Below are 17,667 nucleotides of genomic sequence, written 5' to 3'. Positions count from 1 at the left end.
TCAGGCTTCGGCTTGCTGTGCCTGCGCTGAGGCCCGCGCTTCGGCCGCCTCCGGCGAGCCGAACAGGGCGACCCAACGGTCGCGCCAGTGGCGGGCGCACCAGGCTTCCTGCAGCATATCGCGCCATTCCGTCAGGCTGACCGTGATCGGGTTGAAGCTCATGACCGGCTTGACCGTACCGTAGTCGCACGGCTCGCTCGGGTCTTCGGCTACAAAACTGCCGAACAGCCTGTCCCACACCACCAGCACACCGGCAAAGTTACGGTCGATATAGCGCGGATTTTTGGCGTGGTGTACGCGGTGGATGGACGGGGTGTTGAACAGTTTCTCGAAAGCGCCCAAGTGCGGGATGGCCTGGGTATGGATATAGAACTGGTAGGCGAGGTTGATCAGCACGATGCCGACGACTGCCTGTGGCGGAAAACCCAGCCATGCCAGCGGCAGCCAGAACGCCCACATGCCGGCGACCGGATACATCAGGCTCTGGCGGAAGGCAGTGCTGAAGTTCATCCGCGTCGAGCTGTGGTGCACGCTGTGCGCCGCCCATAGCCAGCGCACGCGGTGGCTGGCGCGGTGGAACCCGTAGTAAAGGAAGTCCTGCGCGACAAACAGCGCGAAAAATGCCGGCCACGACAGCTCGAAATGGAACAGGCGGTGCTGGTAGACCCAGGCATACAGCGGAATCACCAGCATCCATGCCAGCTTGTCCGCGCCCTGGTGCATCAGGCCCAGCGCCGCATTGCACAGGCTGTCGCGCCAAGCGTAGACATCGCCGCGACCCTGTTGCTGCCAGTAGCGCACTTCCCACGCCACCGCCAGCAAAAAGACCGGCGTCAGCCCCAGTAGCAGCAACTCGATATCAAACCCCATGGCCATCTCCTCATGTCTGCCGGCCACCATGCGTGGGTGGCCGGTCTGGCTACATGGTATGACGTAAGGGTTGCCGTGGGAAGGGCGGCTTTAGCGCCTATCGATATTGCCTATGCTCATCAGCATGCCCATGCCGACCGCCAGCGACACCGTCGCGGTACCGCCGTAGGAGACAAAGGGCAGCGGCACGCCAACGACTGGCAGGATGCCGGCCACCATGCCCATATTGACAAAGGCATACATAAAGAAGGTCAGCGTGATCGAGCCGGCCATCAGCCGGCCGTATAGCGTCTGGGCGCGGGCGGTAATCATCAGACCGCGGCTGAGGATGGCCATATACACCACCAGCAGCAGGATATTGCCGGCCAGGCCGAACTCCTCCGACCATACCGCGAAGATGAAGTCGGTGGTGCGCTCGGGAATGAATTCGAGGTGGGTCTGGGTGCCGGACAGCCAGCCCTTGCCCCAGGCACCGCCGGAACCGATGGCGATGGTGGACTGAATGATATGGTAGCCGTCACCCAGCGGGTCCTGGGTCGGGTCGAGCAGGGTCAGCACGCGGCGGCGCTGATAGTCGTGCATCAGGTTCCAGACGATGGGCAGGCTGCCCAGAAACGCGGTGCCGGCACCAAGAATGACTTTCCACGACAGGCCGGCAAAAAACAGCACAAACAGGCCGGAGGTCATAATCAGCGTGGCGGTGCCCAGGTCCGGCTGCTTGAGAATGAGGACGCCGGGCACCAGCACAATGGCCAAGCCAACCAGGTAATGCCACCAGCGGATCTGGCCTTCATTATGCTGGAAGTACCAGGCTACCATCATCGGCAGCGCGATCTTCATGATTTCCGAGGGCTGGATGCGCATAAAGCCCAGATTCAGCCAGCGGGTCGAGCCATTGACGGTAATGCCGAACAGCTCGACGGCGACCAGCAGCAGCACGCCGACCAGATAGACCGGCGGCGCGAACATCATCACCGTTTGCGGCCGACTCCAGGCCAGCAGCCACAAGATGCCGAACGACAGCGCGCTATAGACCAGCTTGTTGTCTATCTTGCCGAAGGTTTCGTTGGATGCGGAGTACAGCACCAGCAGGCTGAGGACAAACAGCAGGCCGAGAAACAGGGTCAGCCAGCCGTCCAGCGGCTGGCTGATGTTCTGCCACAGGCGTTTAAGGGGATGGGGATGCATGGGGTTTCTTATTTGCGACGGGCGCACTGGCGTCTGCTGCGCCGCTGTCCGCTGTTTCTGGCTGTGCCATGGTTTGCAGGAGGGCGTTGATATCGGCCGGTACTTTGCCGGTCAGATAGTAGTCGATCACGCCGCGCGCCACTGGTGCAGCGGCGGCGGCACCGAAGCCGGCATTCTCCACAATCACCGCGACGGCAATGGTCGGCTTTTCCGCCGGGGCAAAGGCGATAAACCATGAATGGTCACGGTGCTGCTCGGCCAGCGCGGAGGCATTGTATTTGGCACCTTGCTTGATCTGCACCACCTGGGCGGTGCCGGTCTTGCCGGCCATGCGGTAGCTCAGGTTTTGCCCCAGACGCCAGGCGGTGCCGCCAGGCTTGAGCACGCCTTCCATGGCCTGCTTGATGTAGTCGTAGTTTTGCTGCTTGAAAGCGAGCTGGCGTTGCGGATGCGCTTCGACCAACTGTACCTTACCGCTTTTGCTATCGGTGATGGTCTGCACCAGATGGGGTTTGAATACCTTGCCGTCGGCGGCCAGTATCGCCGTGGCGTTGGCCATTTGCAGGGGGGTGTAGGCATTGTAGCCCTGGCCTATGCCGATGCTGACCACGTCGGCCGGTATCCAGCGCTGGTACTCCGGTTTCATCTTGGCAAAGCGTTTGGCTTTCCACTCCTTGGAGGGCAGGATGCCCGGCGCTTCACCATCCAGATCGATGCCGGTGCGGCTGCCAAGGCCGAACTGGCCCAGTACCGGATGGATGCGGTCTATGCCCATATCCCACGCCAGTTTGTAGAAAAAGGTATCGCTGGAAACGGCGATCGCCTTGGCCAGGTTGGCCGAGCCGTTGCCGGCGGGTTTGCTGTCGCGAAAGCGGTGGCTGGAGCCGGGCAGGGTGAAGTAGCCGGGCGCGCCGCGTACTTCATTCGGGCCGATGGCGCCGGTTTCCAGCGCCGCCATGCCCATAAACGGCTTGAAAGTGGAGCCGGGCGGATACAGGCCGCGCAGCGCACGGTTGATCAGCGGCTTTTGCCAGTCTTCGTTGAGGTTCTTCCAGCTTTGGGTGTCGATGCCGTCGATAAACAGCCCGGGGTCGAAGCCGGGCTTGGACAGCAGGGCGAGCACGCCGCCGGTTTGCGGGTCTATTGCGACTAGCGCGCCACGGCGCTGGCCGAACAGCTTGTCGGCGACGTCCTGCAGGCGGATATCCAGTGCCAGCTTGAGGTCATTGCCGTTTTTGGGCGGGGTGCGCTTGAGGCTGCGGATGGCGCGGCCCAGATAGTCGGTTTCGACTTCTTCGAAGCCCGGCGTGCCGCGCAGTTCGTCTTCATAGACTTTTTCCAGCCCCAGTTTGCCGATATGGGTGGCGCCGCGATAGTTGGCGGTCTTTTCTTCTTCGGCAATGTTTTCTTTGTCGCGCGGGCCGATGCGGCCGATATAGCCCAGCACATGGCTGGTCAGCTCCTTATACGGATAGTCGCGGAACAGACGGGCTTTGACTTCGACACCGGGCAGGCGGTAGCCGTTGGCGGCTACGCGCGCCGCCTCCTCGTCCGATAGCTTCATCTTCAGCGCCGAAGGCTCGAACTTCTTGTTTTCACTGAGAAATTTTCTGAAGCGCTTCATGTCGCGCGGGGTCAGTTCGACCAGCTTGCCCAGTTCGGCCACCATCGCTTCCAGATCTCCGGTTTTGGACGGAGTGACTTCCAGCGTATAGGCCGAATAATTGTGTGCCAGTACGACGCCATTGCGGTCGGTAATCAGGCCGCGGTTGGGCTGTACCGGTACCAGCGAGATCGAGTTGTTTTGTGCCAGCGTCGAATAGTGGTCGTACTGCATGACCTGCAACCAGACGAAACGCCCGGCCAACACCAGAAACATCAACAGCATGAACAGGTAGGCGACGACCAGGCGCAACTGGAACTGGTTATCGTCGGCGCGTGGTGTTTTCAAACGGGTAGGGCGGGGCATGTGGCGCGTAACCTAGTGCTTCTGGCGGTAAGGGGCGAGCAGAACCTTGGTCAGCAAGGGCCAGAGCAAGGCACCGATCAGTGGCGGCAGGAAATAATGCCAGCCGACAAAAGCGGCACCCGTGGCCATGCGTGCCAGCACCATAATGATCTGGTTGGTCAGCAAGAGTGCGAGCACGACCAGCGATTGCTGGCCCAGGTTGAACATCACCAGTTGACGCTGGCGCATCTGTGCCAGATAGCAGCTGATGGAGTAGGCCAGCGCATGCTGGCCGAACAGACCGGCGGTGGCAATGTCGGCAATCAGCCCGATGGTAAAACCGGTGCCAACACCGACCAGACGCGGTTGGTTGATCGCCCAGTAAATCAGCAGCAAGCCGATAAAATCGGGCATCCAGCGCGTGGAGCCGACCGGCAGCGGAATCAGTTCGGCCATGATGGCCAGCGCAAAGCTCAGATAGATCAGACGCAGACTGACTGGTTTGAGCAGTTCTTGCGGGTGGTCAAGCGACATGCGGCATTATCCTGGAGGCGGTGTGGCGGTGGCCGGTGCCGAGGCAGGTTGTATCACCGCCGGCACGGCGCGTACCGGTAACGCCAGTACAAAGCGGCCGTGATCGATACCGCCTAATGGTTTACTGGTAATGCGGGCAAAGGATGCACCCGAACTGCGCTCGACAGCGCTGACCCGGGCGACCGGCAGGCCGGACGGGTACAGGCCGTCTATACCCGACGTTTGCAGCAGGTCGCCGGCACGAATATCGGCGGCCGGCGGCAGATAGCGTACTTCTACGCCGCCACCGTAGCCATACAGAATGGCACGTACGCCGGTGCGCTGGATCATGACCGGTACCATCTGGTGCTTGTCGGTAATCAGCGTGACTTCGGCTGACAGCGGCTGTACCCGGGTAATCTGGCCGATCAGTCCTGCCTCGTCGATGACGGGCTGGCCGTTGGCCAAGCCTGCATCTTCGCCCTTGTCGATAATGATCTTGTGCGAGAACGGGTCGCGTCCGGTGTAGAGCACCTCGGCGATTTGGCCCTGGTCGTTACGGCTGATGCGCAGCTGATTGGTGTTTTTGAGCTCGTTCAGATCACGCTCGGCCGCTTGCAGACGCACGATTTGCGCCGCGAGTGCCAGCTGGCGGTTTTTCAGTGCGTCATTTTCCGTTTTGAGCTCGGCCTGACGGACAAAAAAATCTCCGACATGGCGTGCCGCTGACAGAGGCAGATTGACAGCCTGTTGCAGCGGATAAAGCACGACCGACAGCCCTTCGCGGCTGCGTTCCATCAGGCCGAACTGGCTGTCGCCGACCAGCAGGGCGAGAGACAGGGTGACACTGATGGCAAGACGCGTCGCCGGTGAAGGTCCGTGATGGAAAAAGCTGGGCGTATTGGAAAATTCCATAGGGCAAGGCGGGCGCGCTCAGCGAGTGCGCCCTGTTCCGGCTTCGCTCAGGGTACGCTGGTAAAAATAGTGCCGTGCTTGTCCATCTTGTCCAGCGCCTTGCCCGAACCGCGCACCACGCAGGTCAGTGGCTCTTCGGCGACGAACACAGGCAGGCCGGTTTCTTCGGCCAGCAGGCGGTCAATGTCTTTTAGCAGCGCGCCGCCACCGGTCAGCACCATACCCTTGTCGGCGATATCGGCGCCCAGTTCCGGCGGAGTCTGTTCCAGTGCGATTTTGACCGCGGAGACAATCTGGTTCAAAGGCTCGGTCAGCGCTTCGAGAATCTCGTTGCTGGACACGGTAAAGGCGCGCGGGATGCCTTCGGCCAGATTGCGGCCCTTGACTTCCATTTCGCGCACTTCGGCGCCGGGGAAGGCCGAACCTATGGTTTTCTTGATTTCTTCGGCGGTGGTTTCACCAATCAGCATGCCGTAGTTGCGGCGGATGTAGTTGATGATGGCTTCGTCGAATTTGTCGCCACCCACGCGTACCGAGTTGGAGTACACCACGCCGCCCAGGCTGATCACACCGACTTCGGTGGTGCCGCCGCCGATATCCACCACCATGGAGCCGGTCGGCTCTTCCACCGGCAGGCCGGCACCGATGGCGGCCGCCATCGGCTCTTCGATCAGCTCGACACGGCGCGCACCGGCGGCCAGTGCCGAATCCTTGATTGCGCGGCGCTCAACCTGAGTCGAGCCGCAAGGCACGCAGATCACGATGCGCGGGCTGGCCGAGAAGAAGCGGCTCGGTGCCACTTTTTTGATGAACTGCTTGAGCATCTGCTCGGTCACGGTGAAGTCGGCGATTACGCCATCCTTCATCGGGCGGATTGCTTGGATGCTGCCTGGTGTACGGCCCAGCATGCGCTTGGCTTCGATGCCGACGGCGAGGATGGATTTTTTATTGGTGGGCGCGTCGCTGTGGATGGCCACAACGGAAGGTTCGTCCAGTACGATGCCTTTGCCACGCATGTAGATCAGCGTGTTGGCGGTGCCAAGGTCAATGGCGAGATCGTTGGAGAAATAGCCGGTCAGGGAGCGAAACATGGGTCATCCTGCAATCTGTGTGGGCACGCCTGTGTCGGCGCACCCATGAATTCTGTATATGCCGAAGGCGGAGGGGCGGGTTGCTATTCCGGCGTATTTTCCACTGCCCCGCGCCGCCGTCGATCTTGGGTGAAACTAACCGCCTATGATACCCTATTACGCTTGAAAAATTAAAGACTTTGACCGAGGTTGCCATGTCGCTGACGCATCAGGACGTCGCGCGTATCGCCCAGCTTTCCCGCATTGCAGTGACCGAAGCGGAAATCGAGGCGGTTGGCGCGCAGCTTAATAATATTTTTGGCCTGATCGAGAAGATGCAGGCCGTGAACACCGACGGCATCGAGCCTATGGCCCACCCGCAGGATGTCAGTCTGCGTCTGCGCGAGGATGCCGTGACCGAGACCAACCACCGTGATGCTTATCAGGCGGTTGCACCGCTGGTGGAAAAGGGCCTGTTCCTTGTGCCCAAGGTGATCGAATAAACGCAGGCGAAAAGCCGTCTGATCCGCATGGCCTGTGCGCCATGCATGCTAACCGGATTTAGAAAAAGACATGATTCAAGCCACGCTCAAGCAATTGTCGCAGCAGCTGGCAGACAAAAAAGTGTCTGCCGTCGAGCTTGCTGCCGCCTATCTCGACCGTATCGAGGCATTGAACCCTGCGCTCAATGCCTTCATTACCGTTGACCGTGAAAAAACCCTGGCCGCCGCGCAGGCGGCTGATGCACGCCGCGCCGGCGGGGATGCCGGCGCCTTGGTCGGTGTGCCGGTCGCGCATAAGGACATCTTCTGCCAGCAGGGCTGGAAGACCAGTTGCGGCTCCAAAATGCTCGACAATTTCATCGCGCCTTATAGCGCCAATGTGATCGAGCAGTGCGACGCCGCCGGCATGGTGTCCCTGGGGCGCACCAATATGGACGAGTTTGCCATGGGCTCGTCCAATGAAAACAGCTACTACGGTGCAGTCAAAAACCCGTGGGATCTGGCGGCGATTCCGGGCGGCAGTTCGGGCGGTTCGGCGGCTGCCGTTGCCGCGCGCATGACGCCGGTGGCGACCGGCACCGATACCGGCGGCTCCATCCGTCAGCCGGCCAGCCATTGCGGTATTAGCGGCATCAAGCCGACTTATGGCGTCGTCAGCCGTTACGGCATGGTGGCTTACGCCAGCTCGCTGGATCAGGGTGGCCCGCTGGCACAGACCGCCGAAGACTGCGCGCTGATGCTTAATGTCATGGCGGGCTTTGATGCGCGCGATTCGACCAGTCTCGAGCGCGCCAAAGAAGACTACAGCCGTGAACTGAACCAGCCCTTGGCCGGGCTTAAGGTCGGCCTGCCGCGCGAGTATTTCGCCGAAGGCCTGTCGGCCGATGTGGCGCGGGTGATTAGCGCGGCGGTGGCCGAGCTGAAAAAGCTGGGTGCCAGCGTAGTGGACGTGTCCCTGCCCAATACCGAGTTGTCGATACCGGCTTATTACGTGATTGCGCCGGCTGAAGCATCGGCCAACCTGTCGCGCTATGACGGTGTGCGCTACGGGCACCGCGCGACCGAGTACAAGGATCTGGTCGAGATGTACGAGAAGACCCGTGCCGAAGGCTTTGGCAGCGAGGTCAAGCGCCGCATCATGGTCGGCAGCTATGTACTGAGCCACGGCTATTACGATGCCTACTATCTCAAGGCGCAGAAGATACGCCGCCTGATTGCCAATGACTTCACCGCCGCCTTTGGCGATTGCGATGTGATTCTGGGGCCGGTGGCGCCGACTGCCGCCTTCAATATCGGCGAGAAGTCCGGTGACCCGGTGCAGATGTATCTGTCTGATATCTACACCCTGTCGGTCAATCTGGCCGGTTTGCCGGCGATGAGTGTGCCGGCCGGTTTTGCCGACAATGGCCGCCCGGTCGGCTTGCAGATCATCGGCAACTACTTCGCCGAAGCCAAGATGCTGAATGTGGCGCACCAGTTCCAGCAGGCGACCGACTGGCACCAGCGCGTGCCGGCCCTGTGAAATGATAGCCGTGTCGCGGCGGGTGCCCGCTTGGGCGCTGGTCGCGACCGCATAAAGGGATAAAGACAAGATGAAATGGGAAGTCGTTATCGGTCTTGAGGTGCATGTGCAGCTCAACACCGTCTCCAAGATTTTCTCCGGCTCCAGCACGGCTTTCGGTGCCGAGCCGAATACGCAGGCTTCGGTGGTCGAACTGGCCTTTCCCGGCGTATTGCCGGTCATGAATAAGGCGGCGGTGGAAAAAGCCATTCGCCTGGGTCTGGCGCTGGATGCCCAGATCAACCGCAAGAATGTGTTTGCGCGCAAAAATTACTTCTACCCCGATTTGCCCAAGGGCTACCAGATCAGCCAGATGGATCACCCCATCGTCGGGCCGGGTACGCTGGCCATTCAGGTCGGCGACAGCGAAAAGCGGGTACGGGTGACGCGCGCGCATCTGGAAGAAGATGCCGGCAAGAGCTTGCATGAAGAATTTGTCGGCATGAGCGGCATCGACCTGAACCGTGCCGGCACGCCTTTGCTGGAAGTGGTATCCGAGCCGGACATGTGCTCGGCCGACGAGGCGGTCGCCTATGCCCGCGCCCTGCATACGCTGGTGACCTGGCTGGGTATTTGCGACGGCAATATGCAGGAAGGCAGCTTCCGCGTGGATGCCAACGTCTCGGTGCGCCCGCAAGGCCAGACCGAGCTGGGTACGCGGCGCGAAATCAAGAACCTCAACTCCTTCCGCTTCTTGCAACAGGCGATCGAGTACGAGATCCAGTGGCAGATCGATACACTGGAAGACGGCGGGCGCATCGTGCAGGGCACGGTGCTGTTCGATCCGGACTCGGGCGAGACGCGCATGATGCGCAGCAAGGAAGACGCGCATGATTACCGCTACTTCCCCGATCCGGACCTGCTGCCGATCTGCCTGAGCGAAGAACAGATCGAACGCGTGCGCGGCGAGATGCCGGAGTTGCCGGGGGCGATGAAGGCACGCTTTGTCGAGGCGTTCGCGGTATCGGCCTATGACGCGGCCTTGCTGACCTCCAGCCGTGAGCTGGCGGCTTACTTTGAAGCGGTCGCTCAGGCGACCGGCGAAGGCAAGCTGGCGGCGAACTGGGTCAATGGTGAAATTGCCGCGCGCCTGAACAAGGAAGGCCTGGCCATTGCCGATTGCCCTATTTCGGCGGCACGCTTGTCCGAGCTGGTGCGGCGTATTAGCGACAACACCCTGTCCAGCAAGCTGGCCAAGCAGGTATTCGAGGCCTTGTGGACTAGCGAGCTGTCGGTCGATGCCATTATCGAACGCGACGGCCTGAAGCAGGTGTCCGATGCCGGTGCCATCGAGAAAATGGTGGACGACGCCTTGGCGGCTAACCCCAAGGCGGTGGAGGAGTTCCGCGCCGGCAAGGAAAAAGCACTGAATGCGCTGGCAGGGCAGGTGATGAAAGCTTCCAAAGGCAAGGCCAATCCTGCCCAGGTACAGGAAATCCTGCGCCAGAAGTTAGCCTGATTGTTTTGCCTTTTAAGCGGCCAGATGGTGAGTGATCACTATCTGGCCGCTATTGTTTTGTGTGCGCCGCTCTTGTTGTTAATACTTTATTGAATGTCCCTGTTTTAACTCCCTGATTCGATAAGAAAATAGTAGGACAAACATTGCCTAAGTCATTGTCGCAAAAGGTGAATTACTTGAAGGTGATATTGACCGTTTCCGTCTGTAGTCTTTATAGTGGCGGAAGGTGGGGTAAAGTGGGGAAAAGTGGGGCAAAACCGGCATCGAATGCCAAGGAGTAAGCGTAAGCATGATCAATGGTGTCAGCTGCCTGTCGCTGGACAATAAGGGACGTCTGGCGATTCCTGCCCGGCATCGCGAGGCCTTGTTGTCCGCTTTTGGCAAGCGCCTGATGTTGACCCTGGATTCTGCGCGTTTCTTATTGCTCTACCCGGAACAGAACTGGCGCACAGTTGAAGCCCGCCTGCTTGCCATGCCGGCAGGCAACCCCGTATTGCAGCGCTATCAGCGTCTGGTGCTCGGTCATGCCGAACCGGTCGAAATGGATAGTGCAGGCCGCATTTTGCTGCCCGCCCACCTGCGTGCCCTGGTCCAGCTGGATAAGGGTGTGACGCTGGTCGGCATGGGTAACCGCTTTGAGTTGTGGGATGCGGCCAAGTGGGAAGAACAGACCCGCGAGGCGCTGGATATGAATCCGGCGGACCTTGCCCAGCATCTTGGAGATTTTACGTTGTGACCCAAACCGTATTTACGCACCGCACGGTGCTGCTTGCCGAAGCTGTCGACGCGCTTGCCGTCCGCCCGGATGGCGTTTATGTCGACTGTACCTTCGGGCGCGGTGGGCACAGCCGGCTGATTCTGTCCAAGCTCGGCCCTGACGGCCGTTTGATTGCTTTTGACAAGGATCCCGAAGCCATCCGCGAAGCGGAACAGCTGGCGCAGCAGGACAGCCGTTTTACCATCGTGCACGAGGGCTTTGAGACGCTGGAGCGCGAGCTTGCCCGGCTGAATATTGCTGCCGTCGATGGCGTATTGATGGATCTGGGCGTTTCCTCGCCGCAGATAGACGATGGCCGGCGCGGTTTCAGTTTCCGCTTCGATGCGCCGCTGGACATGCGCATGGATACCAGCCGCGGCCTTACCGCCGCCCAGTGGCTGGCCAGTGCCGATGAAACCGAAATCAGGGAGGTCATCAAAACTTATGGTGAAGAGCGGTTTGCTCGCAAGATCGCAGCAGCCATTGTTGCGCAAAGGGATGAGTCTCCCCTCACGACGACGCGTGAGCTCGCCTTGCTCGTCGCGAAAAACGTCCATTCTCGCGAACCGGGCCAGGACCCCGCGACGCGAACCTTCCAGGCCATCCGCATCCATATCAATGGCGAACTGGAAGAGCTGAACCGCGTGTTGCCACAATCTGGCCGGGTATTGGCCGAGGGCGGGCGTCTGGCGGTGATCAGTTTCCATTCGCTGGAAGACCGTATCGTCAAACTGTTTATGCGCGATGCGGCGACCGCCGATAAGCTGCCTGCCTGGGTGGCGGTGCGGGCGGTCGATATCGGCGAGGCGCCGTTGAAGATTATCGGCAAGCCGGTGCGTGCCAGCAGCGACGAGATTGCCGAAAATCCGCGCTCGCGTAGCGCCATCATGCGCACTGCGCTGCGTACGGCAACGCCCTGGCCGGAGCGCGATGCGTGAATCGCTTGAACGCCATTTTGCTGCTGGTGCTGGTGTTGTGTGCCATGTCGGTGGTGAGCTCGCAGCATATGGCGCGCAAGCTGTATAGCGAGCTGGAAAAAGAACAGAAGCAGACCAAGATGTATGGCGTTGAGTATGGCCAGCTGCTGCTGGAACAAAGTACTTGGGGGGCGCAGGCGCTGATCGAGAAAGTCTCGTCCGAGCGCCTGGGCATGCATGCGCCCGAGCCGCGTGAAATACAGGTTGTCTTCGGCAAGGGAGGGCAGTGATGTCGCCCCGTGCCTATTCGCTGCATGACCGTGCCGCATCCAAGCCCGCCATGCGCATCGCGCCGGGACGGGTGTCGGTGGTGCTGGGCGGTTTGGGCTTTCTATTCTTGCTGCTGCTGTTGCGCGCGCTGTATCTGCAGGTTGCCCAGCAGGATTTCCTGCAGAACCAGGGCGATGCGCGTTTTCGCCGCGCCATGACGCTGGAGGCGACCCGCGGTGTGATTGCCGATCGTAATGGCGAGCCGCTAGCCATCAGCACGCCGGTGCAGACCATCTGGGCCAGTCCTGCCGGTATGCCTGAGGTGAGCGAAGCCCAGCTATCTCAGCTGGCGCGCTTGCTGGAAGTGCCGGCCGCTGAAATTCGCAGCCGGCTGGCCGACAAGAAACGCGAATTTGTCTATCTCAAACGCCAGATCAGTCCGGAGCAGGCCAATGCCGTGATGGAGCTGGGTATTCCCGGCGTGGCCAAACAGCAGGAATTCCGCCGCTATTACCCGGCAGGGGAGATGCTGTCGCATATCGTCGGTTTTACCGGTGTAGACGGCAAGGGGCAGGAAGGGCTGGAGCTGGCACGCGACACCATGTTGTCGGGCAAGCATGGCAAACGGGTGGTGCTGCGCGACCGCCGCGGTTACATCATCGACGATTTGGCCGCGATCGAGCCGCCCAAGGACGGTCAGACCATGACCTTGTCGATCGACCGCCGTATCCAGTATCTGGCCTACCGCGAGCTGAAAAACGCAGTCGAGGTGAATAAGGCCAAGGCCGGTGGCATTGTGGTGCTGGACGGCAAGACCGGCGAGATTCTGGCGCTGGCCAATTATCCGTCGTTCAACCCGAATAACCGCATGCGTCTGGACCCGGAAATGCGCCGCAATCGCGCGGTGATCGATATGTTTGAGCCGGGCTCGACCATGAAGCCGTTTCCGGTCGCCATGGCGATAGAAAGCGGCAAGGTCAAGCCGACTACGGTGATGGACACCCATACCTATAAGGTCGGCTCGGGCACGGTGCGTGACACGCATCCCAAACCGGTGATGACGGTCACCGAAGTGATCCAGAAGTCGAGCAACGTCGGCACCTCCAAGATGGCGCTGCTGTTCCCGCCGGAACAGATGTGGACCATGTATGACGCGGTCGGTTTCGGCCGCAATCCGCGTGCCGGCTTCCCCGGCGAGGTCAGCGGGCGTTTGCGGGCATGGAAAAACTGGCGCCCGTTCGAACAGGCCACCATGTCTTTCGGCTATGGGGTATCGGTCAGCCTGCTGCAACTGGCGCGGGCCTATACGGTGTTTACCGCCGATGGCCATTTACTGCCGGTGTCGTTTAGCCGCGTGCCGGCACCGCCGGCGGGCCAGCAGGTGATCACGCCGGATACTGCGCAAAAAATGCGCGACATGATGACCAGAGTGACCGAGATCGGCGGTACCGGCGTACGCGCCCAAGTGCTGGGCTTCAATGTTGGCGGCAAGTCGGGCACCGCGCGCAAGCTGGTGGATGGCCGCTATGCGGCGGACAAGCATATCGGCCTGTTTGTCGGTTTTGCACCGGCAACCCGGCCGCGCCTGATTGTGGCGGTCATGGTGGATGAGCCCAAGGGGGGCAGTTATTACGGCGGCACCGTCGCCGGCCCGGCTTTTTCCGCCGTGATGGGGGGGGGCTTGCGGGTGCTGGGCGTCGAGCCCGATGCGCCGGCCAATAACACGCTGATACCGGTCAACCAGATTCCGGAAATACGAGAAGAAACATGAATAGCTTGCTGACACCGCTGCCGGACTGGGATCCGGCGGCACTGGCCGGGTCCGGCATCCAGCTGACCCGGGTTGAAACCGATAGCCGCCGTGTGGGCGCGGGCGATGTATTCCTTGCCTGCCGTGGCGAGTATGCCGACGGACGCAACTATATTGCTGACGCCTTGGCGCGCGGCGCATCGGCCGTGCTGTGGGATCCGGCCGACGGTTTTGTGTGGAAAGACGAATGGGCTGTGCCCAACCTGGCGGTGCCGGCACTGCGCGAACGCGCTGGCATGGTGGCGGCTTACGCCTATGGCTTGCCTAGCCGTGCGCTAAGCGTGGTCGGCATTACCGGCACCAATGGCAAAACCTCGATTTCGCATTGGCTGGCGCAGGCTTACAGTCTGCTGGGGCAGAAGGCCGCACTGATCGGCACCGTCGGCAATGGTTTTTATGGCGAGCTGACTGAAACCACCCATACCACGCCTGACCCGGTGACAGTGCAGCAGCGTCTGGCCGAGTACCAGCGCCAGGGGGCGAATGTGGTGACCATGGAAGTCTCCAGTCATGGCCTCGATCAGTTTCGCGTCAATGGTGTCGAGTTTGACACCGCCGTGTTTACCAACCTGACGCGTGACCACCTCGATTATCACGGCTCGATGGCGGCCTATGGCGCGTCCAAGGCGCGCCTGTTCCACTGGCCGGGTCTGAAGCATGCGGTGATCAATGCCGACGACGAGTTCGGTCGCGAGCTGGCTGCCGGCATCGATGCGGCGCGTACCCGCGTGATCTGCTTTGGGCTGGAGCAGGGCGATGTGCGCCCGCTGTCGCTGGCCGCCAATCTTGACGGCCTGCAGATGCGCGTGACCACGCCATGGGGCGAGGGTGAAATACGTTCGCCGCTATTGGGGCGTTTTAATGCGTCGAATATGCTGGCCTGTCTTGCCACTCTGTGTGCCGGCGGCGTCAGCCTGGCCGATGCCTGCGATGTGCTGGGCCGGATCAAGCCGGCACGCGGGCGCATGCAGCGCGTAGGCGGCGAGCACGAGCCGCTGATTGTGGTCGATTACGCCCATACGCCGGATGCGCTGGACAAGGCCGCCACTACGCTGGCAGAAATCCGCCCGCAAGGCTCGCGCCTGTTTGTGGTGTTCGGCTGCGGCGGTGATCGCGACAGTGGCAAGCGTCCGATGATGGGGGCCATCGCCGAGCGCGTAGCCGATGTGGCAGTGGTGACCAGCGATAATCCGCGCACCGAAGACCCGCAAGGGATTCTGGACGACATTGTGGCCGGCATGCGCTCGCCCGGCCATATCGAAATCGACCGCGCCCAAGCCATTGCCTGGGCGGTGGCGCAGGCGCGCGCCGGTGACATCGTGCTGATCGCCGGCAAGGGGCATGAGGAATATCAGGATGTAATGGGCGTCAAGCATGCCTTCTCCGATTTTCGCGTAGCAGAAGACGCACTGACGGTGTGGGGACAAGCGCATGCTGATGCTGTCTGAAGCGGCCCGCCTCGCCGGCGGTGTATTGATTGGGGATGATCAGCGCGTCTTGCGTGTGGTGACCGATAGCCGCGCGGCCGGGCCGGGCGACTTGTTTGTCGCGCTCGAAGGCGAGCGCTTCGATGCGCATGATTTTGTCGCCGAGGTCGTAGCCAAGGGCGCTTGCGCCATGGTGCGCGAGGACTTTGTCCTGCCTGGTGCCGCGCTTATTCAAGTGCCCGACACCCGTCTGGCGCTGGGGCAACTCGCTGGCGCGTGGGCGGCACAGTTGCCGGCGCGGCGCATTGCCATTACCGGCTCCAACGGCAAGACCACGGTCAAGGAAATGGTCGCCGCCATTTTGCGCAGCTACGCCGGCGAAGCCGCCGTGCATGCGACCGCCGGCAATTTCAATAACGATATCGGCCTGCCGCTGACCTTGTTGGGGCTGACGCCGGCCCACCGTTATGCGGTGCTCGAACTGGGGATGAATCATGCCGGCGAGCTGTCTTATCTGACGCGTCTGGCGCGGCCGGAAGTGGCGCTGGTTAATAATGCCATGCGTGCCCATATCGGCCATTTCGGCTCCACGCTGGAAGTGGCGCGCGCCAAGGCCGAGATTTTCCAGGGGCTGGGCGATGACGGCACGGCCATCGTGAATGCCGATGACGCAAACTGCAGCCTGTTCCGCGAGGCGGCCGCCGGCCGCCATACCCTGTCGTTCGGCCTTGCCGATGCCGATATTGGTGCGCGCGACGTGGTGCTGGGGGTGGAATCCAGCCGCTTTACCCTGCTGACGCCGCAAGGCGAGGCGGTCATCGATCTGCCGGCGGCCGGAGAGCACAATGTGCGCAACGCCTTGGCGGCCACGGCGCTGGCTTTAATGCTGGACGTTCCTTTGCCTGCCATTGCCGCCGGCCTTGCCGCCTTTGGCGGGGTTAAAGGGCGTTTGCAGCTGGGGCGTGCCGCTTGCGGCGCGCGCCTGATCGACGACAGCTATAACGCCAACCCCGACTCGATGAAGGCCGGCATTCGTGTGCTGGCCGGCTACCCCGCGCCGCGCATCTTTGTGATGGGCGACATTGGCGAGCTGGGCGAGGATGCACCGGCCCTGCACGGCGAAGTAGGCGCGGCCGCGCGCGCGGCAGGCATCGAGGCTTTGCTGACGCTGGGCGAATTGTCGCGCCATGCGGTAGCGGCCTTTGGCGAGGGGGCTCAGGCGTTTGACGATATCGATGCGCTGCTGGCGTATCTGGACGCGACGCTGGATCAGAACGGCACCGTGCTGGTCAAGGGCTCGCGTTTTATGCGCATGGAGCGCGTGGTCGCGGCGCTTTCGGCCAACAATAACAAGAATGTAAAGGGGTTTTAAGTGCTGTTATGGCTGGCAGAGTGGTTCGGCGAGTACGTCCGCGCCTTTAATGTTTTCAACTATGTCACGCTGCGTGCGGTGATGGCGGCGCTGACGTCGCTCGGCATTTCCCTGTTGTTGGGGCCATGGGTGATCCGCAAGCTGACCGCACTCAAGGTCGGCCAGGCGGTGCGCTCCGACGGCCCGCAGACCCATCTGGTCAAGACCGGCACCCCGACTATGGGCGGTACGCTGATTCTGCTGTCCATCGGGGTCACCACCTTATTGTGGGCTGACCTGTCGAACAAATATGTATGGCTGCTGTTGGGGGTGACCTTTGGTACCGGCGCGCTGGGCTTTTACGACGACTGGCGCAAGGTGGTGTACAAGGACCCGAAAGGCGTATCGGCACGTTTCAAGATGGTGTGGCAGTCCAGTATCGCCATCGCCGCCGGTATTTTCCTGCTGACGACTGCGCAATTGCCGGCCACGGTCACCTTCATCATGCCGTTCTTCAAGCATGTAGCTTACCCCTTGGGTGCCATCGGTTTTTGCGTGCTGACCTATCTGGTGATTGTCGGCACCAGCAATGCGGTCAATCTGACCGATGGTCTTGATGGTCTGGCGGCCATGCCTATCGTGCTGGTGGCTGGGGGCCTTGCGGTATTCGGCTATGTAGCCGGCCATGCGGTGTTCGCCAAGTATCTGGGCATGCCTTTCGTGCCGGGTGCGCATGAGGTGGTGGTGTTCTGTGCGGCGATTTGTGGTGCCTGTCTGGGATTCTTGTGGTTCAACGCCTATCCGGCCCAGGTGTTTATGGGGGACGTCGGTGCTTTGGCATTGGGCGCGGCGCTGGGCACGGTCGCGGTGATCGTGCGCCAGGAAGTGGTGCTGTTTATCATGGGCGGCCTGTTTGTAGTGGAAGCGCTGTCGGTGATGATACAGGTCGGCAGTTTCAAGCTGACCGGCAAGCGCGTGTTCCGCATGGCGCCCTTGCATCACCACTATGAACTGAAGGGCTGGAAAGAAACGCAGGTGGTGGTGCGCTTCTGGATTGTGACCATGATGCTGGTGCTCGCCGGCCTCTCCACGCTGAAACTGAGATAAG

General features: G+C 61.2%; 16 protein-coding genes. 10 read left to right on the top strand and 6 right to left on the bottom strand.

What is annotated here, in order from left to right:
- The 6 genes from M3P88_RS12195 to M3P88_RS12170 form a co-directional block, all read right to left on the bottom strand.
- Positions 1 to 870, bottom strand: coding sequence for a sterol desaturase family protein (locus tag M3P88_RS12195; protein WP_249616287.1), 870 nt, complete (start codon positions 868 to 870; stop codon positions 1 to 3).
- 90 nt (positions 871 to 960) lie between these two features.
- Positions 961 to 2,058, bottom strand: coding sequence for a rod shape-determining protein RodA (gene rodA, locus M3P88_RS12190; RefSeq protein WP_249616286.1), 1,098 nt, complete (start codon positions 2,056 to 2,058; stop codon positions 961 to 963).
- Positions 2,039 to 4,027 carry a penicillin-binding protein 2 gene (gene mrdA, locus M3P88_RS12185; RefSeq protein WP_249616285.1) on the bottom strand — a complete coding sequence of 663 codons (1,989 nt, stop codon included), beginning with the start codon at positions 4,025 to 4,027 and terminating at the stop codon, positions 2,039 to 2,041. The genes rodA and mrdA overlap by 20 nt, the downstream gene beginning before the upstream one ends.
- Before the next feature lie 12 nt (positions 4,028 to 4,039).
- A complete protein-coding gene (gene mreD, locus M3P88_RS12180) occupies positions 4,040 to 4,540 on the bottom strand; it encodes a rod shape-determining protein MreD (RefSeq protein WP_249616284.1) in 501 nt (166 codons plus the stop codon).
- A gap of 6 nt (positions 4,541 to 4,546) precedes the next feature.
- On the bottom strand, positions 4,547 to 5,434 hold the full coding sequence (gene mreC, locus M3P88_RS12175; RefSeq protein WP_249616283.1) for a rod shape-determining protein MreC: 888 nt from the start codon (positions 5,432 to 5,434) through the stop codon (positions 4,547 to 4,549).
- A 47-nt stretch (positions 5,435 to 5,481) separates the two neighbouring features.
- Positions 5,482 to 6,525, bottom strand: coding sequence for a rod shape-determining protein (locus tag M3P88_RS12170; RefSeq protein WP_124734905.1), 1,044 nt, complete (start codon positions 6,523 to 6,525; stop codon positions 5,482 to 5,484).
- 194 nt (positions 6,526 to 6,719) lie between these two features.
- Here M3P88_RS12170 and gatC point away from each other — a divergent pair, with 194 nt between their 5' ends.
- The 10 genes from gatC (at position 6,720) to mraY (ending at position 17,666) form a co-directional block, all read left to right on the top strand.
- Positions 6,720 to 7,007 carry an Asp-tRNA(Asn)/Glu-tRNA(Gln) amidotransferase subunit GatC gene (gatC, locus tag M3P88_RS12165; RefSeq protein ID WP_249616282.1) on the top strand — a complete coding sequence of 96 codons (288 nt, stop codon included), beginning with the start codon at positions 6,720 to 6,722 and terminating at the stop codon, positions 7,005 to 7,007.
- A gap of 70 nt (positions 7,008 to 7,077) precedes the next feature.
- The gene (gene gatA, locus M3P88_RS12160) at positions 7,078 to 8,529 is read left to right on the top strand and encodes an Asp-tRNA(Asn)/Glu-tRNA(Gln) amidotransferase subunit GatA (protein WP_249616281.1); all 1,452 of its coding nucleotides are present in this window, start codon (positions 7,078 to 7,080) and stop codon (positions 8,527 to 8,529) included.
- 70 nt (positions 8,530 to 8,599) lie between these two features.
- A complete protein-coding gene (gene gatB, locus M3P88_RS12155) occupies positions 8,600 to 10,027 on the top strand; it encodes an Asp-tRNA(Asn)/Glu-tRNA(Gln) amidotransferase subunit GatB (RefSeq protein ID WP_249616280.1) in 1,428 nt (475 codons plus the stop codon).
- Positions 10,028 to 10,316: 289 nt separating this feature from the next.
- Positions 10,317 to 10,763, top strand: a complete 447-nt coding sequence (gene mraZ / locus M3P88_RS12150; protein ID WP_249616279.1) for a division/cell wall cluster transcriptional repressor MraZ — start codon at positions 10,317 to 10,319, stop codon at positions 10,761 to 10,763.
- Positions 10,760 to 11,722 carry a 16S rRNA (cytosine(1402)-N(4))-methyltransferase RsmH gene (gene rsmH / locus M3P88_RS12145; protein ID WP_249616278.1) on the top strand — a complete coding sequence of 321 codons (963 nt, stop codon included), beginning with the start codon at positions 10,760 to 10,762 and terminating at the stop codon, positions 11,720 to 11,722. Before mraZ ends, rsmH begins: the two co-directional genes overlap by 4 nt.
- The gene (gene ftsL, locus M3P88_RS12140) at positions 11,719 to 11,991 is read left to right on the top strand and encodes a cell division protein FtsL (protein ID WP_249616277.1); all 273 of its coding nucleotides are present in this window, start codon (positions 11,719 to 11,721) and stop codon (positions 11,989 to 11,991) included. The genes rsmH and ftsL overlap by 4 nt, the downstream gene beginning before the upstream one ends.
- The gene (locus M3P88_RS12135; RefSeq protein ID WP_249616276.1) at positions 11,991 to 13,742 is read left to right on the top strand and encodes a peptidoglycan D,D-transpeptidase FtsI family protein; all 1,752 of its coding nucleotides are present in this window, start codon (positions 11,991 to 11,993) and stop codon (positions 13,740 to 13,742) included. Before ftsL ends, M3P88_RS12135 begins: the two co-directional genes overlap by 1 nt.
- Entirely contained in the window at positions 13,739 to 15,229 is a 1,491-nt protein-coding gene (locus M3P88_RS12130) for a UDP-N-acetylmuramoyl-L-alanyl-D-glutamate--2,6-diaminopimelate ligase (protein WP_249616275.1), read from the top strand. The genes M3P88_RS12135 and M3P88_RS12130 overlap by 4 nt, the downstream gene beginning before the upstream one ends.
- On the top strand, positions 15,213 to 16,580 hold the full coding sequence (locus M3P88_RS12125) for a UDP-N-acetylmuramoyl-tripeptide--D-alanyl-D-alanine ligase (RefSeq protein WP_249616274.1): 1,368 nt from the start codon (positions 15,213 to 15,215) through the stop codon (positions 16,578 to 16,580). Before M3P88_RS12130 ends, M3P88_RS12125 begins: the two co-directional genes overlap by 17 nt.
- On the top strand, positions 16,581 to 17,666 hold the full coding sequence (gene mraY / locus M3P88_RS12120; RefSeq protein ID WP_249616273.1) for a phospho-N-acetylmuramoyl-pentapeptide-transferase: 1,086 nt from the start codon (positions 16,581 to 16,583) through the stop codon (positions 17,664 to 17,666).
- Position 17,667 lies beyond the last annotated feature (1 nt).

Source organism: Craterilacuibacter sp. RT1T, assembly GCF_023502145.1.
Taxonomy (GTDB): domain Bacteria; phylum Pseudomonadota; class Gammaproteobacteria; order Burkholderiales; family Chromobacteriaceae; genus Craterilacuibacter.
The sequence above is the reverse complement of the archived record's forward strand: the minus strand, read 5'-3'. Positions and strand labels throughout refer to the sequence as shown.